Here is a 21,843-nt window from a genome sequence, read left to right on the forward strand (position 1 = left end):
GCGACGGCAACCACCCGCTACCGCCGAGGCCAGGCGGCGAGCAAGGCCCACAGCCCGCCGAGACCGGCGATCCACGATGCGGCCGGCACGGACCACAAGGTCGGGCCACCCGACTCCAACCCGTACAGCACCGCGGCGGCGACCAGCAGGCCGGTGCCGAGGATCGCGGCGACGGTGCGCTTCTGCGCCTCGCGCACGGTGCGGGTGAGCTCGGCCAGGTCGTTGGAGCGCATCCGCAGCTCGTGCCGGCCCTCGACCTGCTGGGTCAGCCAGGCATGCAGCAGCCGCGGCATTTCCGGCGCATGGGTGACCAGCTCGGGCAGGCGCTTGCGGAACTCGCCCAGCAGCCGTTTCGGGCTGTAGCGCTCGACCAGGATCCGCTCCAGCACGGGTCGCGCCACCGCCCAGATGTCGATCCCAGGGTCGAGCTGGCGGCCGACGCCCTCGATGTTGAGCAGCGTCTTCTGCAACAGGATCAATTGCGGCTGCAGGGTCAGCTCGTAGCGCTGCGCCATCCGGAACAGCTTGATCAGCACCTCGGCCAGCGAGATCTCGCTCAACGGGCGGGTGAAGTACGGCTCGCAGACGGCGCGGGCGGCGGCCTCGAGTTCGTCGATGCGGATGTGGCCGGGCATCCAGCCGGCGCGCACGTGCAGTTCGGCGATGCGGCGATAGTCGCGGTTGAAGATCGCCATGAAGTTCTCGGCGAGGTAGTACTGATCCTCGTCTGACAACTGGCCCATGATCCCGAAGTCGAGCGCGATGAAGCGCGGGTTGGCCTTGCGCGCCGGGTCGCTGTCGACCCAGATGTTGCCGGCGTGGGCGTCGGCGTGGAAGAAGTTGTCGCGGAACACCTGGGTGTAGAACACCCGCACGCCCTTGGCGGCCAGCACCTTGCGGTCGATCCCGGCGGCGTCGAGCGCGGCGATGTCGTCGGACGGGATGCCGCGCACGCGCTCCAGGGTCAGGGCGCGGTCGCCGGTGTGGCTCCAGATGACCTCGGGCACGTACAGGTCGGGGCTGTCCTGCCAGAACCGCCGCAGCACGCTGGCGTTGGCGCCCTCGCGCTGGAGGTCGAGTTCGGCCGCCAACGTGCCTTCGATCTCGCGCACGATCTCGCGCGGGCGGATCTTGTCGGCATTGGGGTGGGTGCGCTCGACCACGCCGGCGATCGCGCCCAGCAGCGCGATGTCCTGCGCGATCTGGCGCTTGATGCCGGGACGCAGCACCTTGACCACCACCTCGCGCGGGCCCCGGTTTCCAACCGCGGGCAGCGTCGCCGCATGCACCTGTGCGATCGATGCCGAAGCAAGCGGGGTGGTGTCGAAGCTGGCGAATGCCTCGGCCACCGGCCGCTCGAGCGCGGTCTCGACGATCGCGCGCGCGGCCTGCCCGTCGAACGGGGCGACGCGATCCTGCAGCAGCGACAGTTCGTCGGCGACGTCGGGCGGAACCAGGTCACGCCGGGTCGAGAGGATCTGCCCGAACTTGACGAAGATCGGCCCCAGCTCCTGCAGCGCCAGCCGCAGCCGGGCACCGCGGGGCATCGCCGCGATCACGGCCGACGCGCGCGGCACGAACGGGCGGGCGAGCTTGAGCCAGCGCTCGACCGGCGTGTCGTCGAGCAGGTCGTCGAGCCGGTAGCGCAACAGGACCCGGCCGATCCGCCAGGCACGCACGAACGACTTCATCCGGCGCTCCCGACGCGCGCGCGCAGGCGGTCGATGCGCGCGGCGGCGCGGTCGACGTCGTCGCGCAACACGTCGACATTGTCGTGGAAGGCGTCGAGCTCGGTCCGCGGCACGAGGTCGCGCGACTCCTCGGTCACGTATTCGGCCGCGGTGCCGGCGAGTTCGGTCGCGACCACGCGGGCCTGGCGCAGGCCGGCGGAGATCGCGTTGGCAACCTGCACGCCCAGCACGTCGCCGAACACGCGCGCGAAGGGCTGCTGCCAGTCGGGATCGAACCGTTCGGCCAGGCGCTGCAGGCGTCGGGCCAGGTCGGCGTCACCTTCTATCCGCAACTGGCCGACCGGCGGCGCGTCATCGTTCCGCAGGAACGGCAACTGCGAGAGCAGCCCGCCGATCGTGCTGCGCACCGAGAGGTCCGGCGCGTCGCCATCCTCCACCGGACCGACCCGCAGCGCATCGCCGTCCACGCGGACCTGCAGGGCCAGCGGTGGCGATGCCAGGCGCAACGCGACCCGGCGGCCGTCGAGTGCACGCAGCGCTTCGCGGGTGTCGGGGTCCAGCGCCAGGGTGCGGTTGAGCGCGACCTCCAGCGCCTGTCCGGCGAGGGGCTTGAGCCTGGCGAGCGGGTGGCGCGGAGGGCTGGCTTCGGTCATCGGCGCATTCTAGCGGGGCGGCGGGGAAAGCCTGCTTGGAAAGGGCCCGGCGAGACGCGACGCTTCGACCCTCTGGTCAACCAGCACCCGCGCCCTGTGATTCGGGAGCCGGCGCTTCCGCCTTCGCCACGCTTTCCGCGATGAACGCCCTCACCTGGGTTTCCAGTACCGGCAGGGGCACCGAGCCCAGCGCCAGCACCATGTCGTGGAAGGCCTTGATGTCGAACTTGTCGCCCAGCGCGCGCTCGGCCTCGCCGCGCAGGCGCACGATCGCCAGCTCGCCCAGTTTGTAGCTCAACGCCTGGCCCGGCCAGGAGATATAGCGGTCGACCTCGGTCGTCACTTCGTGCTCGCTCAGCGCGGTGTGGTCGCGCAGGTAGGCGAGCGCCTGGTCGCGGGTCCAGCCCTTTGCATGTACGCCGGTGTCGATGACCAGCCGGCACGCGCGCCACATCTCGTAGGTCAGCCGGCCGAACTGCTGGTAGGGCGTTTCATAGATGCCCATCTCCTCACCGAGCTTCTCGACGTACAGGCCCCAGCCTTCGCCGAATGCGGAGATGTAGGTCTCGCGGCGGAAGTCGGGCAGCGCGTCCTGCTCCTCGGCCAGGGCGCCCTGCAGTGCGTGGCCGGGCGAGGCCTCGTGCAGGGTCAGCGCCGGCAGGTTGTACAGCGGGCGCGAGGGCAGGTCGTAGGTGTTGAGCCAGTAGGTGTTGTTGCCGCCGCGGCCGGCGGTCCAGAACGGCGCGATCTCCGGCGGCACCGGCACGATGGTGAAACGCGCCCGCGGCAGGGTGCCGATGTAGTCGCCGACGACCGCGTCGATGCGCTTTGCGATCCAGGCGGCGTGGTTGAGCAGCTCCTGCGGGGTCTTTGCGTAGAACTGCGGGTCGGTGCGCAGGAAGTGCAGGAAGGCGGCGAAGTCACCGTCGAAGCCGGTCTGCGCGATCACCTCCTGCATCTCCGCCTGGATCCGCGCCACCTCATCCAGGCCAATGCGATGGATCTCGTCGGGCGTGAGTTCCAAGGTGGTGTATTCGCGGATCTGCTGGCGGTAGTACGCCTCGCCGTCGGGCATTTCCGAGGCGCCCAGGGTGGTGCGCGCGTTGGGGACGTACTCCTCACGGAAGAACTTCAACAGCGTGCGGTGTGCGGGTACGACGCGGTCGGCGATCGCGGCCTTCGCGTCCGCGCGCAGGTTGGCCTGCATGTCGGCGGGGATGCTGGCGGGCAGGCGCTCGAACGGTTTGTACAGGCCGGACTGCGTGGGGTCTTCCAGTTCGGCGACCATGGCGATGGACACATCGCGCCCGTCCAGTACCGCCCGCGGCACGCTGAAGCCGCGCGCCAGCCCGGCGCGCATGTTGGCGATGTGCTCGTCGAACAGGCGCGGCACGTCGGCCAAGCGGTCGATGTAGGCGCGGTAGTCCTCCACCGAGTCGAAATCCCCGCGCGCCATGAATCCCAGGTTCGACCAGAACGAGGAGTCGGAGTTGAAGGGCATCTCGTAGCCGCGGAAGCGCACCTCGGCGGCAAGGTTCTCGACCTGGGGGCGGTACACGGCCAGGTGGATGCGGTTCTCCGGCGACAGCGCGGCCGGGTCGATGGTGTCCAGTTCGGCCAGCACGCGCTCCCACATCGCCAGGCGCGCGGCCTGGGTCGCGGGCGTCACCGACGGCAGGGTGTGGCGGGCATCGTGGGCATCGCTGTCCTCGTCGGCCATGCCGAACTGCTGCTTGCGCCAGGCCCACTCGCGCTCATGGATGTCGGTGAACCGCTGGTCGGCGGCACTGGGCGTGGTGGCCTGAGCGGCGGTGGCGGCCGGCGCATCGGCGCGGGCGGCCGGCACGGCAAGGGCGAGATGGGCGGCGGTGATGCAGGCGAACAGGACGGAGTGACGGAGGTTCACGGGCGACTCGGATTCCGGGGCCAGCCGGCATCTTCGCATCGACGCGCCGGCCTGGCCTTGCATGAACCGCCCGGTCGCCCGGTTTGCCCGGCGCCACGGGCCGAACGCCGGACACGAAAAAGCCCGGCACATGCCGGGCTTTCTCGGTACCGCTGCGGGGGTGGTTCAGCGAACGCGACCGCGGCGGAACAGGTTCACGATCGCCAGCAGCACGATCGCGCCGACCAGCGAGAGCAACAGGCCCGACAGGCTGAAGTCGCCGTCGTTGATGTCGCCGCCGAGGCCCAGCATGCCGCCGATCCAGCCACCGAGGAAGGCACCGATGATGCCCACGATGATGTTCAGGAAGATGCCCTGCTGGCCATCCGTCTTCATGATCATGCTTGCAATCCAACCGATGATGCCGCCAACGATCAGCCAAATGATGATACCCATCATGTTCGTATCTCCTTGGTCCGTTACAGAGGGTGAGAGCGCACCCCTGCGTGGGGGCGGATTTGAGTCTGTATAGGCCCGCGTGACGGCGATGTAGGGATGAATGGGGCATCCGGTCGGGCGCCGCGCCGTTGATCGACCGAGCGCCTGAACAGGCGGATTTCAGGTTTGCAGCAATGCGAGCAGGGCGTCTCGAGGCAATTTGCCGGTGTCGTTGCGTGGCAGCGTGTCGACACAGCGCAGCCGGCGCGGCAGGAATACCGGGTCCACCTGGCGCCGCAGCGCCGCCAGGATCCCCGCTGCATCCAGCCCCGGAGCCACTGCCAGTGCAGCGATCCTGCGGACGCCGGGCCCGTCGCAGGCATCGAGTTGCAGCACCACGCCGTCAACGACGCCGGGCACGGCCAGCAACTTGCGGGTGAGGTCGGCCAGCGACGCGCGCTTGCCGGCGATCTCCAGCAGGTCGGCGTTGCGGCCGCGCAACTCGAAGCGCCCGTCCGGAAGCAGCTCGACCAGGTCGGCCAGCACTACCGGCTGGTCCAGATGCGGGGCATGCACCGCGGTGCCGTCCGGCTGGGGCGCCAGGCGCACCCCGGGCAACAGGGTCCAGGCGGTTTCGACCGCGGTGCGGCGGCGGGCGAATACGCAGGTTTCGGTCGAGCCGAACACCTCGCGCACCTCGCAGCCGAAACGCGCCTCGGCCGCCTGCGCCAGCGTGGCCGGCAGCGGCGCGGTGGCGGAGACGATGCCGGCCAGGGGCGGCAGGGCCACGCCCGACTCGACCAGCGCGCGCAGGTGCACGGGCGTGGTGACCAGCAGCGGTGGGGTGATGGCCTCGGCCAGTGCGCCGGCGACGTCGTCCGGGAAGAACGGCCGCGCACCGTGCACCGCGACCGGGCCGAGCAGCGGCAGCAGCACCGACATCTCCATGCCGTACATGTGCTGCGGCGGCACCGTGGCCACCACGTGGGTGCTGCCATGCCGGTCGAGCAGGTCCGCCAGCGCGGCAAGGTTCTGCGCGGTGCTGCGCTGGAACGAGGCCCAGTGCTTGCGGTTGGCGGTCGGCTGGCCAGTGCTGCCGGAGGTGAAGCCGATCGCGACCAGCGCATCGGCGGCAACCTCGAGCGGGCCGCCGTCCAGTTGCGGGAGAACCGGCGGCAGGCAGGTGTAGTGCGGCGGCACCGGTGCCAGCGGGTGGTCGCCCAGGCAGTAGCTGCCGGGATGCCCGGCCATCACCTCGTCGACCACGGCCGCCGCCCGCGAGGACGGCAGCAGGGTGACCTGCCCGCGCAACGCGGCCGCGCAGAATGCGACCAGGAACCGGTAGCGGTCCTCGCACAGGTTGATGGCGTAAGGCGCTTCCGGCAGCGCGGCAGCGACGCCGCGGACCTCCCGGTGGAAGCGCTCGAGCGCAATGTCGCCGCGGGCGTCGAAGGCGATCGCACGATCGCCGGCGCCCGCGGTCAACGCCGCGCGCGTTTCGATGGCCGACTGCGCGGCCGTGGTGTGGATAACCGCAGACATTGTTGTTTTCGTGTTCCTGCGGCCAAGCCGCCCCCTGGGGATTAGCTTACGCTTGCGCGCAGGCCCCGCGCCAACCGAGCTTTCATGTCCCTGTCTGCGCCTCCGCCTCCCCTGTGGGTCTTCCTGCCGCTGCCCCGCGGGACCAAGGCCGAGCCCCTGGCGCGCGAGTGGCTTGCTCAACAGTTGGGTGGCACCGCGGACACGCTGCCGCTGTTGCGCGACGGACGCGGGCGGCCACGGCTCGGCGCACCGTTCGATCTGACCGACTGCAACTGGAGCCACAGCGGCGACGGTCTGGTCGTGGCGCTCGGCACGGGCGTGCAGGTCGGCATCGACCTGGAGTGGTTGCGTCCACGGCCGCGCGCGACGGCGTTGGCGCGGCGCTTCTTCCACCCCGCCGAAGCCGACTGGATCGAGAGCTTTCCGCTGGAGACGCGTCCGACCGCCTTTACCCGGTTGTGGTGCGCCAAGGAAGCGGTGCTCAAGGCGCACGGTCACGGGCTGTCGTTCGGACTCGATCGCCTGCGCCTGGAGGATGACGGCGAGCACATCCGGCTGGTGGACTGCGACCCTGCGCTGGGCCGGCCGGGCGAATGGGCGCTCACCTTGTTGGAGCCTGCGCCGGGCTACGTCGGCGCGCTGGCGTGGCGGCGGCCGATGGCTGCGCCTGCCACGTCATAATCGCCTGGATGAACGACGCGCTCCCACCCGCCCTGCGCACGCAGCTGCACGCCCACCTCGTCCCGGGCCTGCGAAGCCTTGGCCTCGATGAGGCGCTCGCCACGCCATTGCTCGACTACCTCGCGCTGCTCGTGCGCTGGAACCGCACCTACAACCTGACCGCCGTGCGCGACCCGCGCGAGATGGTCGACAAGCACCTGCTCGATTCGCTGGCGATGCACCCGTACGTGGCCGACATTGCCGCGGCCGGTGGTGCCCTGGCCGACCTGGGCACCGGCGCCGGCCTGCCCGGCATCCCGCTTGCGATCGCCCGACCCGGGTTGCGCGTGACCCTGGTCGAGAGCAACGGCAAGAAGGCGCGGTTCATGCGCGAGGCAGTCCGCAAGCTCGGCCTGGCCGACGTGCGCGTGGCCGAGAGCCGGATCGAGGCGCTGGACGAACCGGGCCGCTTCGATGCGATCACCGCACGGGCGCTGGCCACGCTGCCGTTGATCGTTGAACTCGGCGGGCACCTGCTCAAGCCCGGTGGCCGGTTGCTCGCGATGAAGGGCGTGCACCCCGCCGACGAGATCGCCGCGCTACCGCACGGCTGGACTGCACTGGGTTCGCATCCGCTGCAGGTGCCCGGGCTGGCGGCTGAGCGCCACCTGGTCGTGGTCGGCCGCGACACCGACTGATCGCGACCGCGGGCCGGGCGTCCGGGTCGTGACGGCGGTCACGCCGGCCGAGCCCCCTGTTCGTCGGCCGGCCCTGTTCGGGCAAGCCCCGGCCGAGGCGGGCATAATCCCGTGTCCGACCGGCGCCGCGCGCCGTCCTGCGTACACCCGCAAGCCCACAGACCAGGGGACGAGCCGCATGGCCCGAATCATCGCCGTCGCCAACCAGAAAGGCGGGGTCGGCAAGACCACCACCGCGGTCAACCTCGCGGCCGCACTCGCGCGCACGCCGCGCAAGGTCTTGCTGGTCGATCTCGACCCGCAGGGCAACGCGACCATGGGCAGCGGCGTCGACAAGCGCGAGCTGGAGACCTCGGTCTGCGAGGTGCTGCTCGGCGAGGCCGTCGCGACCGACGCGATCGTGCGCGCACCGGAAGACTTCGACCTGCTGCCGGGCAACATCGACCTGACCGCCGCCGAGATCCGCCTGATGGGCGCCGATGGTCGCGAGCAGCGGCTCAAGCAGGCGCTGGCGCCGATTGCGGGGAACTACGATTTCATCCTGATCGACTGCCCGCCGGCGCTGTCGCTGCTGACGCTCAACGCGCTGACCGCGGCCGACTCGATCATCGTGCCGATGCAGTGCGAGTACTACGCGCTGGAGGGCATCAGCGCGCTGCTCGACACCATCGACGCGCTCAAGGACAACCTCAACCCGGCGCTCGAGATCGAGGGCGTGCTGCGCACCATGTTCGACGTGCGCAACAACCTCGCCAACGCGGTGTCGGCCGAACTCACCCACCATTTCGGCGACAAGGTGTTCCGCACCATCGTGCCGCGCAACGTCCGCCTGGCCGAGGCACCCAGCCATGGCCAGAGCATCGTCGGTTACGACAAGGCCAGCCGCGGCGGCATCGCCTACCTCGGGCTCGCCGGCGAGGTCCTGCGCCGCCAGCGCGAGCGCCAGCAGCCAGCCGCGCCGCAGCAGCCGCAGGAGGCCACCGCATGAGTGCAGACGAAAGCAGCATCGCCAAGCCGCCGGCCAAGGGCGGCGCGGCGAAGAAACGCGGGCTGGGCCGCGGACTGGAGGCCCTGCTGGGCCCCAAGGCCGCCGCCGACGCGCCGGCGCTGGAAGCGACCGGCAGCGACACCCTGCACCATCTGCCGATCGACGCACTCACGGCCGGCAAGTACCAGCCGCGCAAGCACTGGGATGACGAGAAGCTCGACGAACTGGCCGAATCGATCCGCGCCCAAGGCGTGATCCAGCCGATCGTCGTGCGCGAGGTGCGCGACGGCAACCGTGGTTCGCGCACGTACGAGATCATCGCCGGCGAGCGCCGCTGGCGCGCCAGCCAGCGCGCCGGGCTCACCGAGATCCCGGTGGTCGTACGCGAGGTCGACGACCGCACCGTGGTCGCGATGGCGCTGATCGAGAACATCCAGCGTGAGGACCTCAACCCGCTGGAAGAAGCTACCGCGCTGCAGCGGCTGATCGACGAGTTCGACCTGACCCACGCACAGGCAGCCGAGGCCGTTGGCCGGTCGCGCGCGGCGGTGTCCAACCTGTTGCGGTTGCTGGAGCTGCCTCCGGCGATCCGGGCACTGGTCGAGAGCAAGCGGCTGGAGATGGGCCACGCCCGCGCACTGTTGACGCTGTCGCCGGAGCTGGCCAGCAAGCTCGCCGCCGACGCGGCCGAGCATGGCTGGTCGGTGCGCGAGGTCGAGCACCGCGCCCAGCAGTTCGCCCTCGGCCGGGTGCCGGAGGGCAAGCGCGCCAAGCCGGCCAAGGCCAAGCCCCAGGCCGACATCGTGACGCTGGAGCGGGAGCTGTCGGAGTCGCTCAACACCAAGGTCAACGTCCTGCACGGCCGCGGTGGCAAGGGCCGCCTGGTGATCCACTACAGCGACCTGGACTCGCTGGAAGGCGTGCTGGAGAAGCTCCGCCGCGAGGCGGGCTGAGCGCTGCCGGGCCGCCGCGCGAGGTACGCGCGCCACGGTTGCCCCAGCGGCAAAAACCTAAGATAATGCCCGGCTCGCTGTGTCCAGCCGCCCTTGCGGGCCGGCAGGGCGGCACCCGGAAGCGCGATTCCGGGCCACCCGGTTCCAGCAGCCGCCCCCGTGGCGGATCCACCACCCGCATCGCGCGCCGTCACGGATGTCCGTGCACCGGCGGGGCCGCCGCCTCCCTGGCCAAGGGAAGCACCCAACTACCTTTCGAGGTGCACATGTCCCGTGTATGCCAAGTAACCGGCAAGCGAACGACGACCGGCAACAACGTCTCGCACGCCATGAACAAGACCCGCCGCCGCTTCATGCCCAATCTCCACGAGCGCCGCTTCTGGGTCGCCAGCGAGAACCGCTGGGTCAAGCTGCGTGTTTCCGCCAACGCCATGCGCACCATCGACAAGAACGGCATCGACGCCGTCCTCGCCGATCTCCGCGCACGCGGCGAAAAGATCTGAGGAGGACTGAATCATGGCAGGCAAGCGCGACAAGATCCGCATGATTTCTTCGGCCGGTACGGGCCACTTCTACACCACCGACAAGAACAAGAAGAACACGCCGAACAAGATGGAGATGAAGAAGTACGATCCCGTCGTTCGCAAGCACGTGATGTACAAGGAAGGCAAGATCAAGTAAGCCTTCCGGCTTGTTCGAGTCACAAGGAAACCCGCCGCACGGCGGGTTTTTTTGTGTCCTCCGGAGGTATTGCGGTCCCCACGACCCGTATCCGCCCGCAAGAGAAAACCCGCCTTCCGGCGGGTTTCCCGTGTTACCTGGTGCGCTGCGTCAGAACCTGATGCTCCAGCTGTTGATGTAGCCGGTGTCGCCGCGCCAGTTGTCGGTCACCTTCAGCGTCCAGCGGCCGTTGAGCAGCTCCCTGGACAGGTCGAGGGTGGCGTAGCCGATCACGTTGTCGGCGCTGTCGCTTCCGCTGACATCCTTGATCAGGTACGCGCTCCCATCCGGCGCGATCAGTTCGACCTTCAGGTCACCACGATAGGTGTGTCGGATGTCCACGTCGACGCGGGCGGTCGCCGGGGCATAGCCGCTGCGGCCCGATACCGTCACCCAGCTGGTGGAGTAGCTGGTGTCGTAGATCGGGTAGTCGGTGCTGTTGGTGTAGGTCTGCACACCGCCACCACCACCACCGTCGCCACCCCCGGCGGTGTAGTTGCCGACCAGGCTGACACCGCTGAAGGAGGAGTAGGCCTTGACCCGGACGTAGTAGGTGCCGGCCACCGGTGCGGCGAAGCTGCAGGTTTCGGCGTTGCCGCTGCGGTACGGACGGCAGTCGTAGCTGCTGTCGGTCGGGGCGCTGCCACGCTTGACGAACAGGTCGGCATCGCCGGTGCCGCCGGATGTCGTGAACGACAGGTTGGTCGCGCCGGACGGCACCACCATCGTGTAGACCACGTCCGACCCGGTGCTGGCCGACAGGCCGGTCGCCGGCACGCCCTTGGTCAGGGTGCCGCCACCATTGCCACCGTCATCCCCGTCACCCGGGTTGTCGCCGTTGGACACCGCGTCGACCGCGGCCTTGGCATTGACGATGCCGTTGCCGATGCTGCGGTCGATCGACACCGGGAAGGGACGCAGCGTGCTCTTGAGGGTCGACTCGACCTGGGCCGGGGTCAGCGACCCGCCCGCGGCGGCCTGCATCAGCGCGACCACGCCGGCCACGTGCGGCGCCGCCATCGAGGTGCCCGACATCAGCGTGTAGCCCTCGCTGGTGGGCGTTGTGGCGCCGCTGTTGACGGTTGAGGCGATGTCGCTGCCCGGGGCCGCCACGTCGATCTTCGAGCCGTAGTTGGAGAAGCTCGAGCGCGCGCCGGTGCGGGTGGTCGACGCCACCGCGATGACGTTGTTGCACGACGCGGGGACAAAGCCGGCGGTGTCGGCGTTGGAGTTGCCAGCCGCCACGACCACGGTGCTGCCACGGCTGACCGCGGTGTTGATCGCGTTCTGGTAACTGGCCGAACAGGTGCCGCCACCGCCCAGGCTCATGTTGATGACCTCGGCCGGGTTGGCATTGGCCGGGACGCCACTGACGGTGCCACCGGACGCCCAGACGATGCCGTCGACGATGTCGGAGGTGTAGCCGCCGCACTTGCCGAGCACGCGGACCGGCAGGATCTTTGCGGACGGGGCGACGCCGGCGACGCCGGAGTTGTTGTTGGTGACCGCGGCGATGGTGCCGGCCACGTGGCTGCCGTGCCAGCTGGAGTCGGACGCATAGGAAGCACCGCACTCGCCGGCGGCGAACCAGTCGCCCTGGTCGAGCGGACTGCTGTCGCGGCCGCTGCCGTCGCGCGCCATGCCGGCGTCGCTGATGAAGTCATAGCCGGGCAGGACGTTGGCGTTGAGGTCGCTGTGGTTGGTGATACCGGTGTCGAGCACCGCGACGACCACGCCGCTGCCCTTGCTGGTGTCCCAGGCCTGGTCGGCCCTGATGCCGCCGGCAGCCTCCCAGTAATGCCACTGGTGGCTGCTGTAGTAGGTGTCGTTGGCGGAAGCGGTCGGCTTGAGCAGGCGGTCCACCTCGACATACTCGACGTTGGGGTCGGCGGCCAATTGGCGCATCAGCGCCTCGGCATCGCTGCGGCCCAGCTTCTTGTCGGTGACCAGCACCTCCGAACCCAGCGCGGTGCGGCGCAGTCGGTTCAGGCCCAGGGCCTTGCCGTGCAAGGTGGCGTTGGCTGCGGCATTGAGCGAGCGGTTCAGCGCGGCCGCATTGGTGGTCGGCGCGCTGCCGTCCTTGTACTTGATGATGAAGCGATCATTGCTGGCCTCGGACTGCAGTCCAGCGGTGTTGACCAGGCCATCGCCGGCGGCGAAGGCCGGAACGGCGACCATGGTGGACAACGCGGCCGCGGTCGCCGCGGCGAGGGCATGCATGCGCATGCGGTGTGGATTGGAACCTGTGGACATGGTGAATCTCCCCTGGCGTGTGCCGTATGTGGGTATCAGTCTCAAGGCCCGGACTCGCCCCCTGTGGCACCGACGTCATCGTCCTGTCGCCGTCGGAGAGTCCGGAAAAGGAGGTCGGGGATGCGGAGTCCGTCCTGTCATCCACGACCGGGGGTTCGCTATCCGGCGTTCCATGCCGCTTTGAATGCGATCCCGCGCGCTCACGCCACCTGTCGTCCTGACCGGCGTCGGAGCACGGATACAGATGTATGTGACCGGCGTGCGTCAGCGCTTCTACGGAGTGCTAAATTCGGTCTCAATTAGTTCTCAAGACCCAGACCGGAGTTCTCGCAGGCCAAGGAACGCAGGCCAACTAATTGATTTCTTTGACCGTCGGCATCCAGGCCGGCCGTCCGGCGGACGCAGGCGCGGCGCCGGGGGAGAGCGCTTTGACACAACCGAACGGCACGCCATGGCCGGTCGATGCGACCCGCCTGCAGGTTGGGGACCTGCTGGTCGACCTCCGCTATCGACGTATCAATGGACCTGAACAGGAGGTTGAACTCCCCCAGCGGGTGTTCGATCTGCTGCTGGCATTCCTGGCGGAACCCGGGGTGTTGCACACCCGCGCGTCGCTCTTCGGGCGGGTCTGGCCGGGGGTGGTGGTGGAAGACTCCAACCTGTCCCAGAGCATCTGGATGTTGCGAAAGGCGCTCGGCCCCGAGCGCCGGGACTGGATCCGCACGGTGCCCGGCAGCGGGTACGTGTTCGAGCCGCCGGGGCCGGTCGCCGAGGCCGCTGCGCCCGCCCTCGACCCGGACGATCACGCCCGGCCCGGCGGCGATGCACCGTCCGTCCCGCGCGTGCCGGACGGTGCCCCGCTCGAATCCGACGCCGGCCCCCCGGCGGGAAACGGCCCCACCCGGGCGCTCACATCGCCCGGCGGCGAGGTGCCTGCAGTGGGGGCAAGGGTGCCGCCGCCGCCGACGACCCGACGCTGGACCCGGGCGCGCGTTGCCGTCGCCGGTGCAGTGGGCATCCTGGTCGTCCTGGTCGCGGTCGTGCTGCTGACACCGTGGCGACACGGCCCGGCGGGGCGCGCGCCGGTCGGGATCGCACTGGTCGAAGTCGGTGACACCCACGACCGCGACACGCGTTGGCCGGGTGCGCTGCTGCACGCCTGGCTGGAGTTCAAACTCGAGTCGACGCCCGAGGTGACGCTGCTGGACGAATCCCACCTCGCCGCCGATGCGGGCGCGCTGACTCCGATCGTGGTGCTGCTGGCTTCGGGAACCGCGGCGGGACAACCCGACCAGCATTTCGTGCGCGCCCGCATCGACGGACCGGACGGGCCGCGGCAGCTGGAGCGACGCGGCGCCGCCGCGGAGATGCCGGCCCTGGTCGATGCACTGTCGGCGCAGGTGATGGCCGAGCTGCTGCCTTCGCGCACGAACGAACCCTGGCCGACGCTCGCCATCGATGCCGACGCCGCGCGCGCCTATGCCGACGCATACGACCGCTACGCCCGCCGCGACCTTGCCGCCAGCGTTGCCGGTATGCGCAATGTGCTGGAGCGCGCCCCCGGCTTCGGACTGGCCCACCTGCAACTCGCGATCAGCCTTGCGCGGCTCGGCCAGGCCCGCCCGGCCATTACCCACATCCAGTCAGCGGGCACCCTGCTCGCACCGCTCGGCGACGACGCGCGGCGGGTACTGGACGCGGCCATGCTGTCGGTCGACCCGCAGCGCTACATGGAAGCCGCCGACGCCTTCAATGCACTGGCCAGGGACTTCCCGGAACGCACCGGGTTACGTCTGGACCAGGCCTGGTACCAGTTCCGGGCCGGCCAACCCGATGCCGCGCTTGCCACCCTCGATGCGATCGACTGGCAGTCCGAACCGGCCAGCGTGCGGATCCGCTGGCACCTGACCCGGGCCGACATCGCATTCGCCCAGGGCGATGCCGAGGGTGTATTGCTGCATGCCGGCCGCACCGAAGCGCTGGCCCGTGCCGGCGGCGCCGGCTGGGAGCGCGAACTGGCCGGGGCGCTGCACCTCCTGGCACTGCTGGACGTGCACCAGCGCGGCGACCAGGCCGACCGCAGCCGCTTCGACGAGGCCGTGCGCCTGTACGAGGGGATCGGCGCGGAACTGGACGCCTTGTACATCCGGGTCTCGGCCGACCTGGCCGCCGCGCCCGGCGATGAGAGTGCCTTCGAAACCCTGCTTGCGCGCGCCCACGCCGGCGGGTACCGCAGCGTCGAGATCCAGCTGCTGCGCCGGTCGGCGTTCCAGCATTATGCGGCGGGCAACCTGTCCACTTACCGGTCGCGACTGGAGCAGGCGCGCGCCGCGGCGACCGCCGCCGGCAATCCGGTCGAACTACGCGCGTTGGATATGGACCTGCTGGGAGAGGACCTGTTGATCGGCGCTTTCGACCAGGCCCGCAAGCGTATCCGCAGTGTCCGCCACGAGGGTTTGGGCAGTGACCAGTCGGTGTGGCTGGACCAGTTCGAGGCGTTCACGCTGGCGGTGCACGGTGACTTCGCCGGCGCGCTGGAGGTACTCGAGCAGACACCGCGGCGGCTGCAGCAGCAGGGGTTGCCCGCGCTGCCCGACGCGTCCCGGGCGCGGCTTGCCTGTGCCCGTGGCGACTACCTGATGCAGCAGGGGGCGATGGACCAGGCGCGGTTGGAGCTGGACCTGTGCAGTCGCAGCGCCGACCGCGTGGTGCAACTGCGCGCCCACTGGCTAGGAGCGGCGATCGACCAGCTGTCCGGCGACCGCCCGGCCGCCGCGCGGCGGCTGGACCGGCTCGCCACGGAAGTGGAAGCCCTGCCGCCCTCCCCGGACCGATGGGGCAACACCATCGAACTGGGCTACCTGTTGGATCGCAATGGCTTGCACGAGCAAGCCAACGCGCTGTACCGCGAGGCTGCCCTCGCGTTGGAGGGCACCGGCTACCGGTGGCTGCAGGGGCATGCACTGCTTGGCCTGGCGGAGAGTCGCACGGCGGTGGGTGACTGGCTTAGCGCGGCCACGTACCTCCGGCAGGCGCGCCCCCTGCTGGGGACCGACCGGTGGATGACCGACCTGCGCCTGGGCCTGGTGGAGCTGGTGTTGTCGCTGGCGCGCGACGAGCGGAAGCCGGCCATCGCGCGACTGGTGGCGCTGCACGAACAGGCGCACCGGCTCGGCGACGTGCCTGCCCAGATCGCCCTGCATGGCCTGGTCGCGGCCGACGCCCGGCTCGGCCCGTGCGATGGCTCCGCCCGTGGCGAACAGCTGGCCGCGACAGGCATGCGCGGCGGCGCCGTCGACTGGCTTACCGCTGCCCTGCCAGACGGACAGCCCCTCGCGTTGGAGTGACCGCCGCCGGGCGGCTCAGGGCACGCGGCGCTCCTGCACCAGCGAGTCGACCACCGACGGGTCGGCCAGGGTGCTGGTGTCGCCCAGCTGGTCGGGCGCGTTCTCGGCGATCTTGCGCAGGATCCGACGCATGATCTTGCCCGACCGCGTCTTCGGCAGGCCCGGCGCCCATTGCAGATGGTCGGGGGCCGCGATGGGGCCGATCTCAGCGCGCACGTGCTTGACCAGCTCGGCGCGCAGCGCCTCACTGGGTTGCTCGCCGGCGATCAGGGTCACGTAGGCGTAGATGCCCTGGCCCTTGATGTCGTGCGGGAATCCCACCACCGCGGCTTCGGCGACCTTGTCGTGCGACACCAGCGCGCTTTCGACCTCGGCGGTGCCGATGCGGTGGCCGCTGACATTGATCACGTCGTCGACCCGGCCGGTGATCCAGTAGTAGCCGTCGGCATCCCGGCGGCAACCGTCACCGGTGAAGTAGGTACCCGGGTAGGTGCGGAAGTAGGTGTCGATGAAGCGCTGGTGGTCGCCGTAGACCGTGCGCATCTGGCCGGGCCAGGAATCGAGGATCACGAGGTTGCCCTCGCCTTCGGCCTCGATGCGCTTGCCGTGGGTATCGACGATGGCCGGCTGCACGCCGAAAAACGGCAACGTCGCCGAGCCGGGCTTCAGGTCGGTCGCGCCCGGCAGGGCCGAGATCAGGATGCCGCCGTTCTCGGTCTGCCACCACGTGTCGACGATCGGGCAGCGGCTGTTGCCGACCACCTCGTAATACCAGCGCCACGCCTCCGGGTTGATCGGTTCGCCGACCGTGCCGAGCAGGCGCAGCGACTTTCGCGAGGTTGCCGCCACCGGGCCTTCGCCTTCGCGCATCAGCGCGCGGATCGCGGTCGGGGCGGTGTAGAAGATCGTGACCCGGTGCTTGTCGATGACCTGCCAGAAACGCGACGCGTCGGGCCAGGTCGGCACGCCCTCGAACACCAGCGCGGTGGCACCGTTGGCCAGTGGCCCGTAGACGATATAGCTGTGCCCGGTGACCCAGCCGACGTCGGCGGTGCACCAGTAGACGTCGTCCTCCCTGAGGTCGAACACCGCCTCGTGGGTGTAGCTGACGTAGACCAGGTAGCCACCGGTGGTGTGCAGCACGCCCTTCGGCTTGCCGGTACTGCCGGAGGTGTAGAGGATGAAGAGCGGGTCCTCGGCGTTCATGCGCTCGGGCTCGCATTGCGCCGGCTGGTCATCGACCACGGCGTCGTACCAGCGGTCGCGCGGCATCTGCATGTCGACCGCGGCACGGGTGTGGCGCACCACCAGCACGGTCTCGACGCTGTTGGTGCCCGGCAACTTGAGCGCGGCGTCGACGTTGGCCTTGAGCGCGACCTTCCGGCCGGCGCGCAGGCCCTCGTCGGCGGTGATGATCAGCTTGCTGCCACTGTCGGACACGCGGTCGGCAATCGAGTTGGCCGCAAAGCCGCCGAACACCACCATGTGCACCGCGCCGATGCGCGCGCAGGCCAGCATCGCGATCGCGGCCTCGGGGATCATCGGCAGGTAGATGGTGACCCGGTCGCCCTTGCCCACGCCGAGTGCCCGCAACGCGTTGGCGAGCTTGCAGACGCGTTCGTGCAGTTCGCGGTAGCTGATGCGCTGCGCCGGCGCGTCGGGGGAATCGGGTTCGAAGATCAACGCGGTCTTGTCGCCCCGCGTTTCCAGGTGCCGGTCCAGGCAGTTGACGCTGGCGTTGAGCTCGCCGTCGTCGAACCAGCGGATGCGGAAGTCCTTCAGTTCGAAGCTGGTGTCCTTGATCCGGGTCGGCGCCTTCATCCAGTCCAGCCGCTCGGCCACCTTGCCCCAGAACACATCCGGCTGCTGCAGCGACTGCGCGTAGAGGCGCTGGTATTCGTCGCGAGTGATCCGGGTCTCGGCGGCGAACGCCGGCTTGACCGGGTAGACGGTGGCGGGTGGGTTCATGGCGCGCTCCGGTGGCTGGCAGGCACCGGCCGCGCGGCGGCGGCCGGAAGGCCAGTTTGCTACATCCCGCGACCGCGGGCGTGACGCGACCTAGCCAGTGCGCGGGCACCACCGTCACCCGCCCTTGCCCGGCGGTTGCCTCAACTACGGCAATCGCAACAAGGGGCAGGACATGGAAACCGATATCCGCGTATTCGACTGGGACCGCCTGCTGCTCGGGCTGCCGCCGAAGCTCTACATGCTCGAGATCGCGTTCAAGATCGTGGTGATCTTCGCGATCCTGATGCTGGTCATGCGCTTGATGGGCAAGCGTGGCCAGCGCGACCTCAGCCCGATGCAGCAGATGCTGCTGATCGCGCTGGGCTCGGCCGCCGGCGACGCGTTGCTGTATCCCTCGGTCCCGCTGGCCTACGCCGCGCTGATCCTGGTCGGCGTCACCCTGGTGACCATTGCGCTGGAAACGCTCGCCGAGCATTCGCGGCACGTCCGGGACTACATGGAGTCGCGGCCGCGGGTGCTCGTGCGCGACGGGCAGGTCGACTTCGACGCACTGAAGAAGGAGCGCACCACCCGCCGCGAGCTGTATGCCGAGCTGCGCATGAAGGGCGCCCGCTCGCTGTCGCAGGTGCATTGCGCGGTGCTGGAGGTCACCGGCGACATCAGCGTGTTCCTGGATGACAGCTGCGAGCCCGACGACGAAGACCTGCTGGCGTACGTGCTGGACCCGGACAACCACACTGTCCCGCAGCGCGAAGGCGGGACGCGGTAGGCGTTGCGCGCCGACCGCCGGGCGGGTCAGCGCGGCGGGGCGGCCAGTTCGGCGGCGTCGAGGGTGCCGTTGCGGTCCGCATCCTGCCGCGCGAACGCGGCGGCCAGCGTGGCCTGGTGATCGGCCCGCGTGATTGGACGGCCACGCCCGCCGGGCAGTTCGTGGGGTGCGAGCACACCGTCGCCGTCGCGGTCCATGCGTTCGAACGCGTAGCCCATCCAATGCTGGTACTCGGCGAGCGAGACGTTACCGCTGCGGTCGGTATCAAGCTTCTGCAGGTAGGCCGAAGGCGCCGCGACCTGGGCCAACGCAAAGGACAGGGGCGCCATCAGCAGCACCGTGCACGCCGGCAACAAAAAGCCCGCGCCGGAGGGCGCGGGCCGTGTGCGTTCGCGGATGCGGTCCACGTACCGGCTCAGGCGCGCGCCGGCACCAGGGTGTAGCCCTTGAGCCGCGCCGAGAACTGCTGCAGCGACTGGATGCCGGTGGCCTCGGCCTCGGCGCACCAGGCCTGCAGCCGGGCGAGCGTGGTCTGGGCGTCGTGCGAGCGGTCGTCGAGCACCTGCTGCAGGCGCTGGCGGTACTCGGCCAGCGTCGCCATCTTCGGCCGCTCGGCCAGCCATGCCTGCAGGCGCGCGCGCTTGTCGTCGTCGAGCCAGCGCCCGCCGTCGGCCAGGCCCTTGCGCAGGGGGCGCGGCAGCTTCGAACCGCCCTCGCGCAGGGTCGGCAGGGTCACCTTGCGGTAGTAGTCGGTCATCGCCTGGAAGCGGATCGCCAGCAGGGCCTTCAGGGTCTCGCTGTCGGGCATGGCGATGTTGGGGCGCACGTCCAGCGACGGGGCGACGCGCAGCACCTTGGCCAGCCCCACCGCCTGCAGCAGCTTGATCGTGCTCCAGCCGATGTCGAACTCGAACTTGCGCAGCGCGAACTTGGCCGAGCTCGGGAACGCGTGGTGGTTGTTGTGCAGCTCCTCTCCGCCAATCCAGACGCCCCACGGGGTCAGGTTGGTCGCGGTGTCGGTGGTCTCGAAATTGCGATAGCCCCACCAGTGGCCCAGGCCGTTGACGACGCCGGCCGCCCAGAACGGGATCCACAGCATCTGGATCGCCCACACGGCCACGCCGGCAAAGCCGAACAGCGCGAAGCTGATGAACAGCAGCAGCGTCGGGCCCAGGGTCGCGTGCGGGGTGTACAGGTGGCGCTCGATCCAGTCGTCCGGGCAGCCCTTGCCGTACTTCTCGATCGACTCGCGGTCATTGCGGGCTTCGCGGTACAGCTCGACACCGCGCCAGAACACCGTCTTGATGCCCTTGACCTGCGGACTGTGCGGGTCTTCCTCGGTCTCGCACTTGGCGTGGTGCTTGCGGTGGATCGCCGCCCACTCGCGCGTGATCATCGAGGTGGTCAGCCACGTCCAGAACCGGAAGAAGTGGGCGATCACCGGGTGGAAGTCCACCGCGCGGTGCGCCTGGCTGCGGTGCAGGTAGAGCGTCACCGAGAAGATCGTCAGCTGCGTGGCGACGAGCAGGTAGACCAGCAACGTGACGAAACCGGCCTGGAACAGGCCGCCGGCGAGGAAATCGAGCAGGGAAGCGGGCATTGCGGATGGAACTCCGGATACGGCGTGGACGGCCGGGGCGGGATGACCCCGTACCCGGCCATGATGCCACCGGACCATGGTGGCGCGGGTCCGGGGTGGTCGTTCCGTGATGGGGGTGTTCATCGATGTGGGCAAGCCGTGGCCGCCAGCCGGTTCAGGAATGGGCGGCGCCTGCCCGCTGCGCGTGATGCACCACGCTGTCGCCGCCGACTAAGCTTTCGCCATGCCCGAGTTGCCTGAGGTCGAGACCACCCGCCGCGGCCTGGCGCCGCACCTGGAAGGGCGCCGCGTGCTCGGCGCCACCCTGCGCCGCGAGACGCTGCGCTGGCCCATCGCGACGGAAGTCACCACCGTTTTGCCCGGACAGCGGATCGATGCCGTGCGGAGGCGGGCGAAATACCTGCTGCTGGACACGGCCGCCGGCAGCGCGCTGTTGCACCTGGGCATGTCGGGCAGCCTGCGGGTGCTCCCGGCCGACACCGCGGTGCGCGCGCACGACCACGTCGACCTGCGGCTGGAGGGCGGACGCGTGCTGCGCTTCAACGACCCGCGCCGCTTCGGTTGCCTGCTCTGGCAACCGCCGGGCACGGTCCACCCGCTGCTGGCGGCGCTGGGGCCCGAGCCGTTGTCGGATGTGTTCGACGGCGACCACCTGTTCCGCCTGAGCCGGGGCCGCAGCGCGCCGGTGAAGAACTTCCTGATGGACCAGTCGACCGTGGTCGGCGTCGGCAACATCTACGCGGCCGAAGCGTTGTTCGCCGCCGGCATCTCGCCGGTCCGGCCCGCCGGACGCATCTCGCGCGAGCGCTACGCGCGGCTTGCCGACGAAGTGAAGCGCGTGCTCGACCACTCGATCACCCGTGGCGGGACCACCCTGCGCGACTTCATCAGCCCGGACGGCGCACCCGGCTACTTCGAGCAGGAGCTCTCGGTCTACGGACGGGGCGGTCTGCCCTGCCCGGCCTGCGGCCGCCCCCTTCGGCAGGCGGCGGTGGGCCAGCGCGCGACCGTCTGGTGCGGCCACTGCCAGCGATGACCGCCACTTTCCGGGCGACGGGTGGCTGCACGCGCTCGGATGGAGCGCTATAGTCCGGACAATTGCGACGGGGGTCACAGGATGTCCGGCACGGCCGAGATCACCCAACTGCTGGATGCAGCCCGGGACGGGGACCGCGGCGCGCTCGACAGCGTGCTGGCCACGCTGTACCAGGAACTCCACACCATGGCCCGGCGACAGCTCGCCGGCCAACGCGGCCAGACGCTGGACGCGACAGCACTCGTGCACGAGGCCTACCTCAAGCTCGCCGGCCGGCGCGAGGCGCGCTTCGACGACCGTGCGCACTTCTTCGCCTACGCCGCCTCGGCGATGCGATCGGTGGTGGTCGACTACGCGCGCCAGCGCCTTGCGCAGAAGCGCGGCGGCAACCTGCACCGCGTCACCGACCTGCCCGAGGACCTGGAGGGCGGGCTGCGGCTGGACGAGGACATGCTCGGCCTGGACACGGCGCTGACGCGGCTGGCCGACGTCGACAAGCGGCTGGCGCAGGTGGTCGAGCTGCGCTATTTCGCCGGCCTGTCGGAACTGGAAATCGCCGCGCTGCTGGAACGCTCCGAACGCAGCATCCGGCGCGACTGGCAGAAGGCGCGGCTATTCCTGCTGGCGTCGCTGAAGGACTGA

The 21,843-nt window shown here is 69.8% G+C and carries 19 protein-coding genes and 1 pseudogene; 10 read left to right on the top strand and 10 right to left on the bottom strand.

Features of this window, described 5'->3' with window-relative positions; genetic code table 11:
- Positions 1-17: 17 nt before the first annotated feature.
- The 5 genes from ubiB to KOD61_RS12530 form a co-directional block, all read right to left on the bottom strand.
- Positions 18-1,691: a ubiquinone biosynthesis regulatory protein kinase UbiB gene (ubiB, locus tag KOD61_RS12510; protein ID WP_215218975.1), complete on the bottom strand. Its 1,674-nt coding sequence runs from the start codon at positions 1,689-1,691 to the stop codon at positions 18-20.
- Positions 1,688-2,344, bottom strand: a complete 657-nt coding sequence (locus KOD61_RS12515; RefSeq protein WP_215218976.1) for a ubiquinone biosynthesis accessory factor UbiJ — start codon at positions 2,342-2,344, stop codon at positions 1,688-1,690. The genes ubiB and KOD61_RS12515 overlap by 4 nt, the downstream gene beginning before the upstream one ends.
- A 76-nt stretch (positions 2,345-2,420) precedes the next feature.
- A complete protein-coding gene (locus tag KOD61_RS12520) occupies positions 2,421-4,250 on the bottom strand; it encodes a DUF885 domain-containing protein (protein ID WP_407074548.1) in 1,830 nt (609 codons plus the stop codon).
- A 165-nt stretch (positions 4,251-4,415) separates the two neighbouring features.
- On the bottom strand, positions 4,416-4,685 hold the full coding sequence (locus KOD61_RS12525) for a GlsB/YeaQ/YmgE family stress response membrane protein (RefSeq protein WP_215218977.1): 270 nt from the start codon (positions 4,683-4,685) through the stop codon (positions 4,416-4,418).
- A 162-nt stretch (positions 4,686-4,847) separates the two neighbouring features.
- Complete coding sequence (locus KOD61_RS12530; protein ID WP_215218978.1) at positions 4,848-6,209, bottom strand: AMP-binding protein; 1,362 nt, start codon at positions 6,207-6,209, stop codon at positions 4,848-4,850.
- Between the two features lie 84 nt (positions 6,210-6,293).
- Here KOD61_RS12530 and KOD61_RS12535 point away from each other — a divergent pair, with 84 nt between their 5' ends.
- The 6 genes from KOD61_RS12535 (at position 6,294) to rpmG (ending at position 10,189) form a co-directional block, all read left to right on the top strand.
- Positions 6,294-6,890 carry a 4'-phosphopantetheinyl transferase family protein gene (locus KOD61_RS12535; protein WP_215218979.1) on the top strand — a complete coding sequence of 199 codons (597 nt, stop codon included), beginning with the start codon at positions 6,294-6,296 and terminating at the stop codon, positions 6,888-6,890.
- An 8-nt stretch (positions 6,891-6,898) separates the two neighbouring features.
- Positions 6,899-7,567 (top strand): 16S rRNA (guanine(527)-N(7))-methyltransferase RsmG, encoded by a 669-nt coding sequence (gene rsmG, locus KOD61_RS12540; protein WP_215218980.1) that lies wholly within the window; start codon positions 6,899-6,901, stop codon positions 7,565-7,567.
- 178 nt (positions 7,568-7,745) lie between these two features.
- Entirely contained in the window at positions 7,746-8,555 is an 810-nt protein-coding gene (locus KOD61_RS12545; protein ID WP_215218981.1) for a ParA family protein, read from the top strand.
- Complete coding sequence (locus KOD61_RS12550; protein ID WP_215218982.1) at positions 8,552-9,508, top strand: ParB/RepB/Spo0J family partition protein; 957 nt, start codon at positions 8,552-8,554, stop codon at positions 9,506-9,508. The genes KOD61_RS12545 and KOD61_RS12550 overlap by 4 nt, the downstream gene beginning before the upstream one ends.
- A gap of 266 nt (positions 9,509-9,774) precedes the next feature.
- Complete coding sequence (gene rpmB, locus KOD61_RS12555) at positions 9,775-10,011, top strand: 50S ribosomal protein L28 (protein ID WP_215218983.1); 237 nt, start codon at positions 9,775-9,777, stop codon at positions 10,009-10,011.
- A 10-nt stretch (positions 10,012-10,021) separates the two neighbouring features.
- Positions 10,022-10,189 (top strand): 50S ribosomal protein L33, encoded by a 168-nt coding sequence (gene rpmG / locus KOD61_RS12560; protein WP_203225050.1) that lies wholly within the window; start codon positions 10,022-10,024, stop codon positions 10,187-10,189.
- A gap of 150 nt (positions 10,190-10,339) precedes the next feature.
- Here the strand turns inward: rpmG and KOD61_RS13055 are convergent, their stop codons facing one another.
- Positions 10,340-10,684 carry a proprotein convertase P-domain-containing protein gene (locus KOD61_RS13055; protein WP_251370725.1) on the bottom strand — a complete coding sequence of 115 codons (345 nt, stop codon included), beginning with the start codon at positions 10,682-10,684 and terminating at the stop codon, positions 10,340-10,342.
- Positions 10,685-10,720: 36 nt separating this feature from the next.
- Positions 10,721-12,481, bottom strand: a pseudogene (locus KOD61_RS12565) (S8 family peptidase); the annotation flags it as partial.
- Positions 12,482-12,909: 428 nt separating this feature from the next.
- Between KOD61_RS12565 and KOD61_RS12570 the strand changes: the two are divergent.
- Complete coding sequence (locus KOD61_RS12570; protein ID WP_215218985.1) at positions 12,910-15,828, top strand: winged helix-turn-helix domain-containing protein; 2,919 nt, start codon at positions 12,910-12,912, stop codon at positions 15,826-15,828.
- 15 nt (positions 15,829-15,843) lie between these two features.
- On the opposite strand, the gene acs is transcribed toward KOD61_RS12570, so the two are convergent.
- A complete protein-coding gene (gene acs, locus KOD61_RS12575) occupies positions 15,844-17,796 on the bottom strand; it encodes an acetate--CoA ligase (RefSeq protein ID WP_215218986.1) in 1,953 nt (650 codons plus the stop codon).
- A 172-nt stretch (positions 17,797-17,968) separates the two neighbouring features.
- Here acs and KOD61_RS12580 point away from each other — a divergent pair, with 172 nt between their 5' ends.
- Complete coding sequence (locus tag KOD61_RS12580; RefSeq protein ID WP_215218987.1) at positions 17,969-18,565, top strand: DUF421 domain-containing protein; 597 nt, start codon at positions 17,969-17,971, stop codon at positions 18,563-18,565.
- A gap of 26 nt (positions 18,566-18,591) precedes the next feature.
- Here the strand turns inward: KOD61_RS12580 and KOD61_RS12585 are convergent, their stop codons facing one another.
- A complete protein-coding gene (locus KOD61_RS12585; protein ID WP_215218988.1) occupies positions 18,592-18,894 on the bottom strand; it encodes an EF-hand domain-containing protein in 303 nt (100 codons plus the stop codon).
- A gap of 86 nt (positions 18,895-18,980) precedes the next feature.
- On the bottom strand, positions 18,981-20,165 hold the full coding sequence (locus KOD61_RS12590; RefSeq protein ID WP_215218989.1) for a DesA family fatty acid desaturase: 1,185 nt from the start codon (positions 20,163-20,165) through the stop codon (positions 18,981-18,983).
- Between the two features lie 223 nt (positions 20,166-20,388).
- On the opposite strand from KOD61_RS12590, the gene mutM reads away from it, so the two are divergent.
- Entirely contained in the window at positions 20,389-21,201 is an 813-nt protein-coding gene (gene mutM, locus KOD61_RS12595) for a bifunctional DNA-formamidopyrimidine glycosylase/DNA-(apurinic or apyrimidinic site) lyase (RefSeq protein ID WP_215218990.1), read from the top strand.
- An 81-nt stretch (positions 21,202-21,282) separates the two neighbouring features.
- Positions 21,283-21,843 (top strand): ECF-type sigma factor, encoded by a 561-nt coding sequence (locus KOD61_RS12600; protein WP_215218991.1) that lies wholly within the window; start codon positions 21,283-21,285, stop codon positions 21,841-21,843.

Origin of the sequence: Lysobacter luteus (assembly GCF_907164845.1) — a bacterium.
Lineage (GTDB): Bacteria > Pseudomonadota > Gammaproteobacteria > Xanthomonadales > Xanthomonadaceae > Novilysobacter > Novilysobacter luteus.

Excerpts from the sequence above, each read along its gene's own strand:
- ubiB (WP_215218975.1), bottom strand. The coding sequence starts at position 1,691 with ATGAAGTCGTTCGTGCGTGCCTGGCGGATCGGCCGGGTCCTGTTGCGC.
- KOD61_RS12515 (WP_215218976.1), bottom strand. The coding sequence starts at position 2,344 with ATGACCGAAGCCAGCCCTCCGCGCCACCCGCTCGCCAGGCTCAAGCCC.
- KOD61_RS12545 (WP_215218981.1), top strand. The coding sequence starts at position 7,746 with ATGGCCCGAATCATCGCCGTCGCCAACCAGAAAGGCGGGGTCGGCAAG.
- KOD61_RS12525 (WP_215218977.1), bottom strand. The coding sequence starts at position 4,685 with ATGGGTATCATCATTTGGCTGATCGTTGGCGGCATCATCGGTTGGATT.
- KOD61_RS12590 (WP_215218989.1), bottom strand. The coding sequence starts at position 20,165 with ATGCCCGCTTCCCTGCTCGATTTCCTCGCCGGCGGCCTGTTCCAGGCC.
- KOD61_RS12600 (WP_215218991.1), top strand. The coding sequence starts at position 21,283 with ATGTCCGGCACGGCCGAGATCACCCAACTGCTGGATGCAGCCCGGGAC.
- mutM (WP_215218990.1), top strand. The coding sequence starts at position 20,389 with ATGCCCGAGTTGCCTGAGGTCGAGACCACCCGCCGCGGCCTGGCGCCG.
- KOD61_RS12580 (WP_215218987.1), top strand. The coding sequence starts at position 17,969 with ATGGAAACCGATATCCGCGTATTCGACTGGGACCGCCTGCTGCTCGGG.
- acs (WP_215218986.1), bottom strand. The coding sequence starts at position 17,796 with ATGAACCCACCCGCCACCGTCTACCCGGTCAAGCCGGCGTTCGCCGCC.
- rpmB (WP_215218983.1), top strand. The coding sequence starts at position 9,775 with ATGTCCCGTGTATGCCAAGTAACCGGCAAGCGAACGACGACCGGCAAC.
- KOD61_RS12530 (WP_215218978.1), bottom strand. The coding sequence starts at position 6,209 with ATGTCTGCGGTTATCCACACCACGGCCGCGCAGTCGGCCATCGAAACG.
- KOD61_RS12550 (WP_215218982.1), top strand. The coding sequence starts at position 8,552 with ATGAGTGCAGACGAAAGCAGCATCGCCAAGCCGCCGGCCAAGGGCGGC.
- rsmG (WP_215218980.1), top strand. The coding sequence starts at position 6,899 with ATGAACGACGCGCTCCCACCCGCCCTGCGCACGCAGCTGCACGCCCAC.
- KOD61_RS12535 (WP_215218979.1), top strand. The coding sequence starts at position 6,294 with ATGTCCCTGTCTGCGCCTCCGCCTCCCCTGTGGGTCTTCCTGCCGCTG.
- KOD61_RS12585 (WP_215218988.1), bottom strand. The coding sequence starts at position 18,894 with ATGGCGCCCCTGTCCTTTGCGTTGGCCCAGGTCGCGGCGCCTTCGGCC.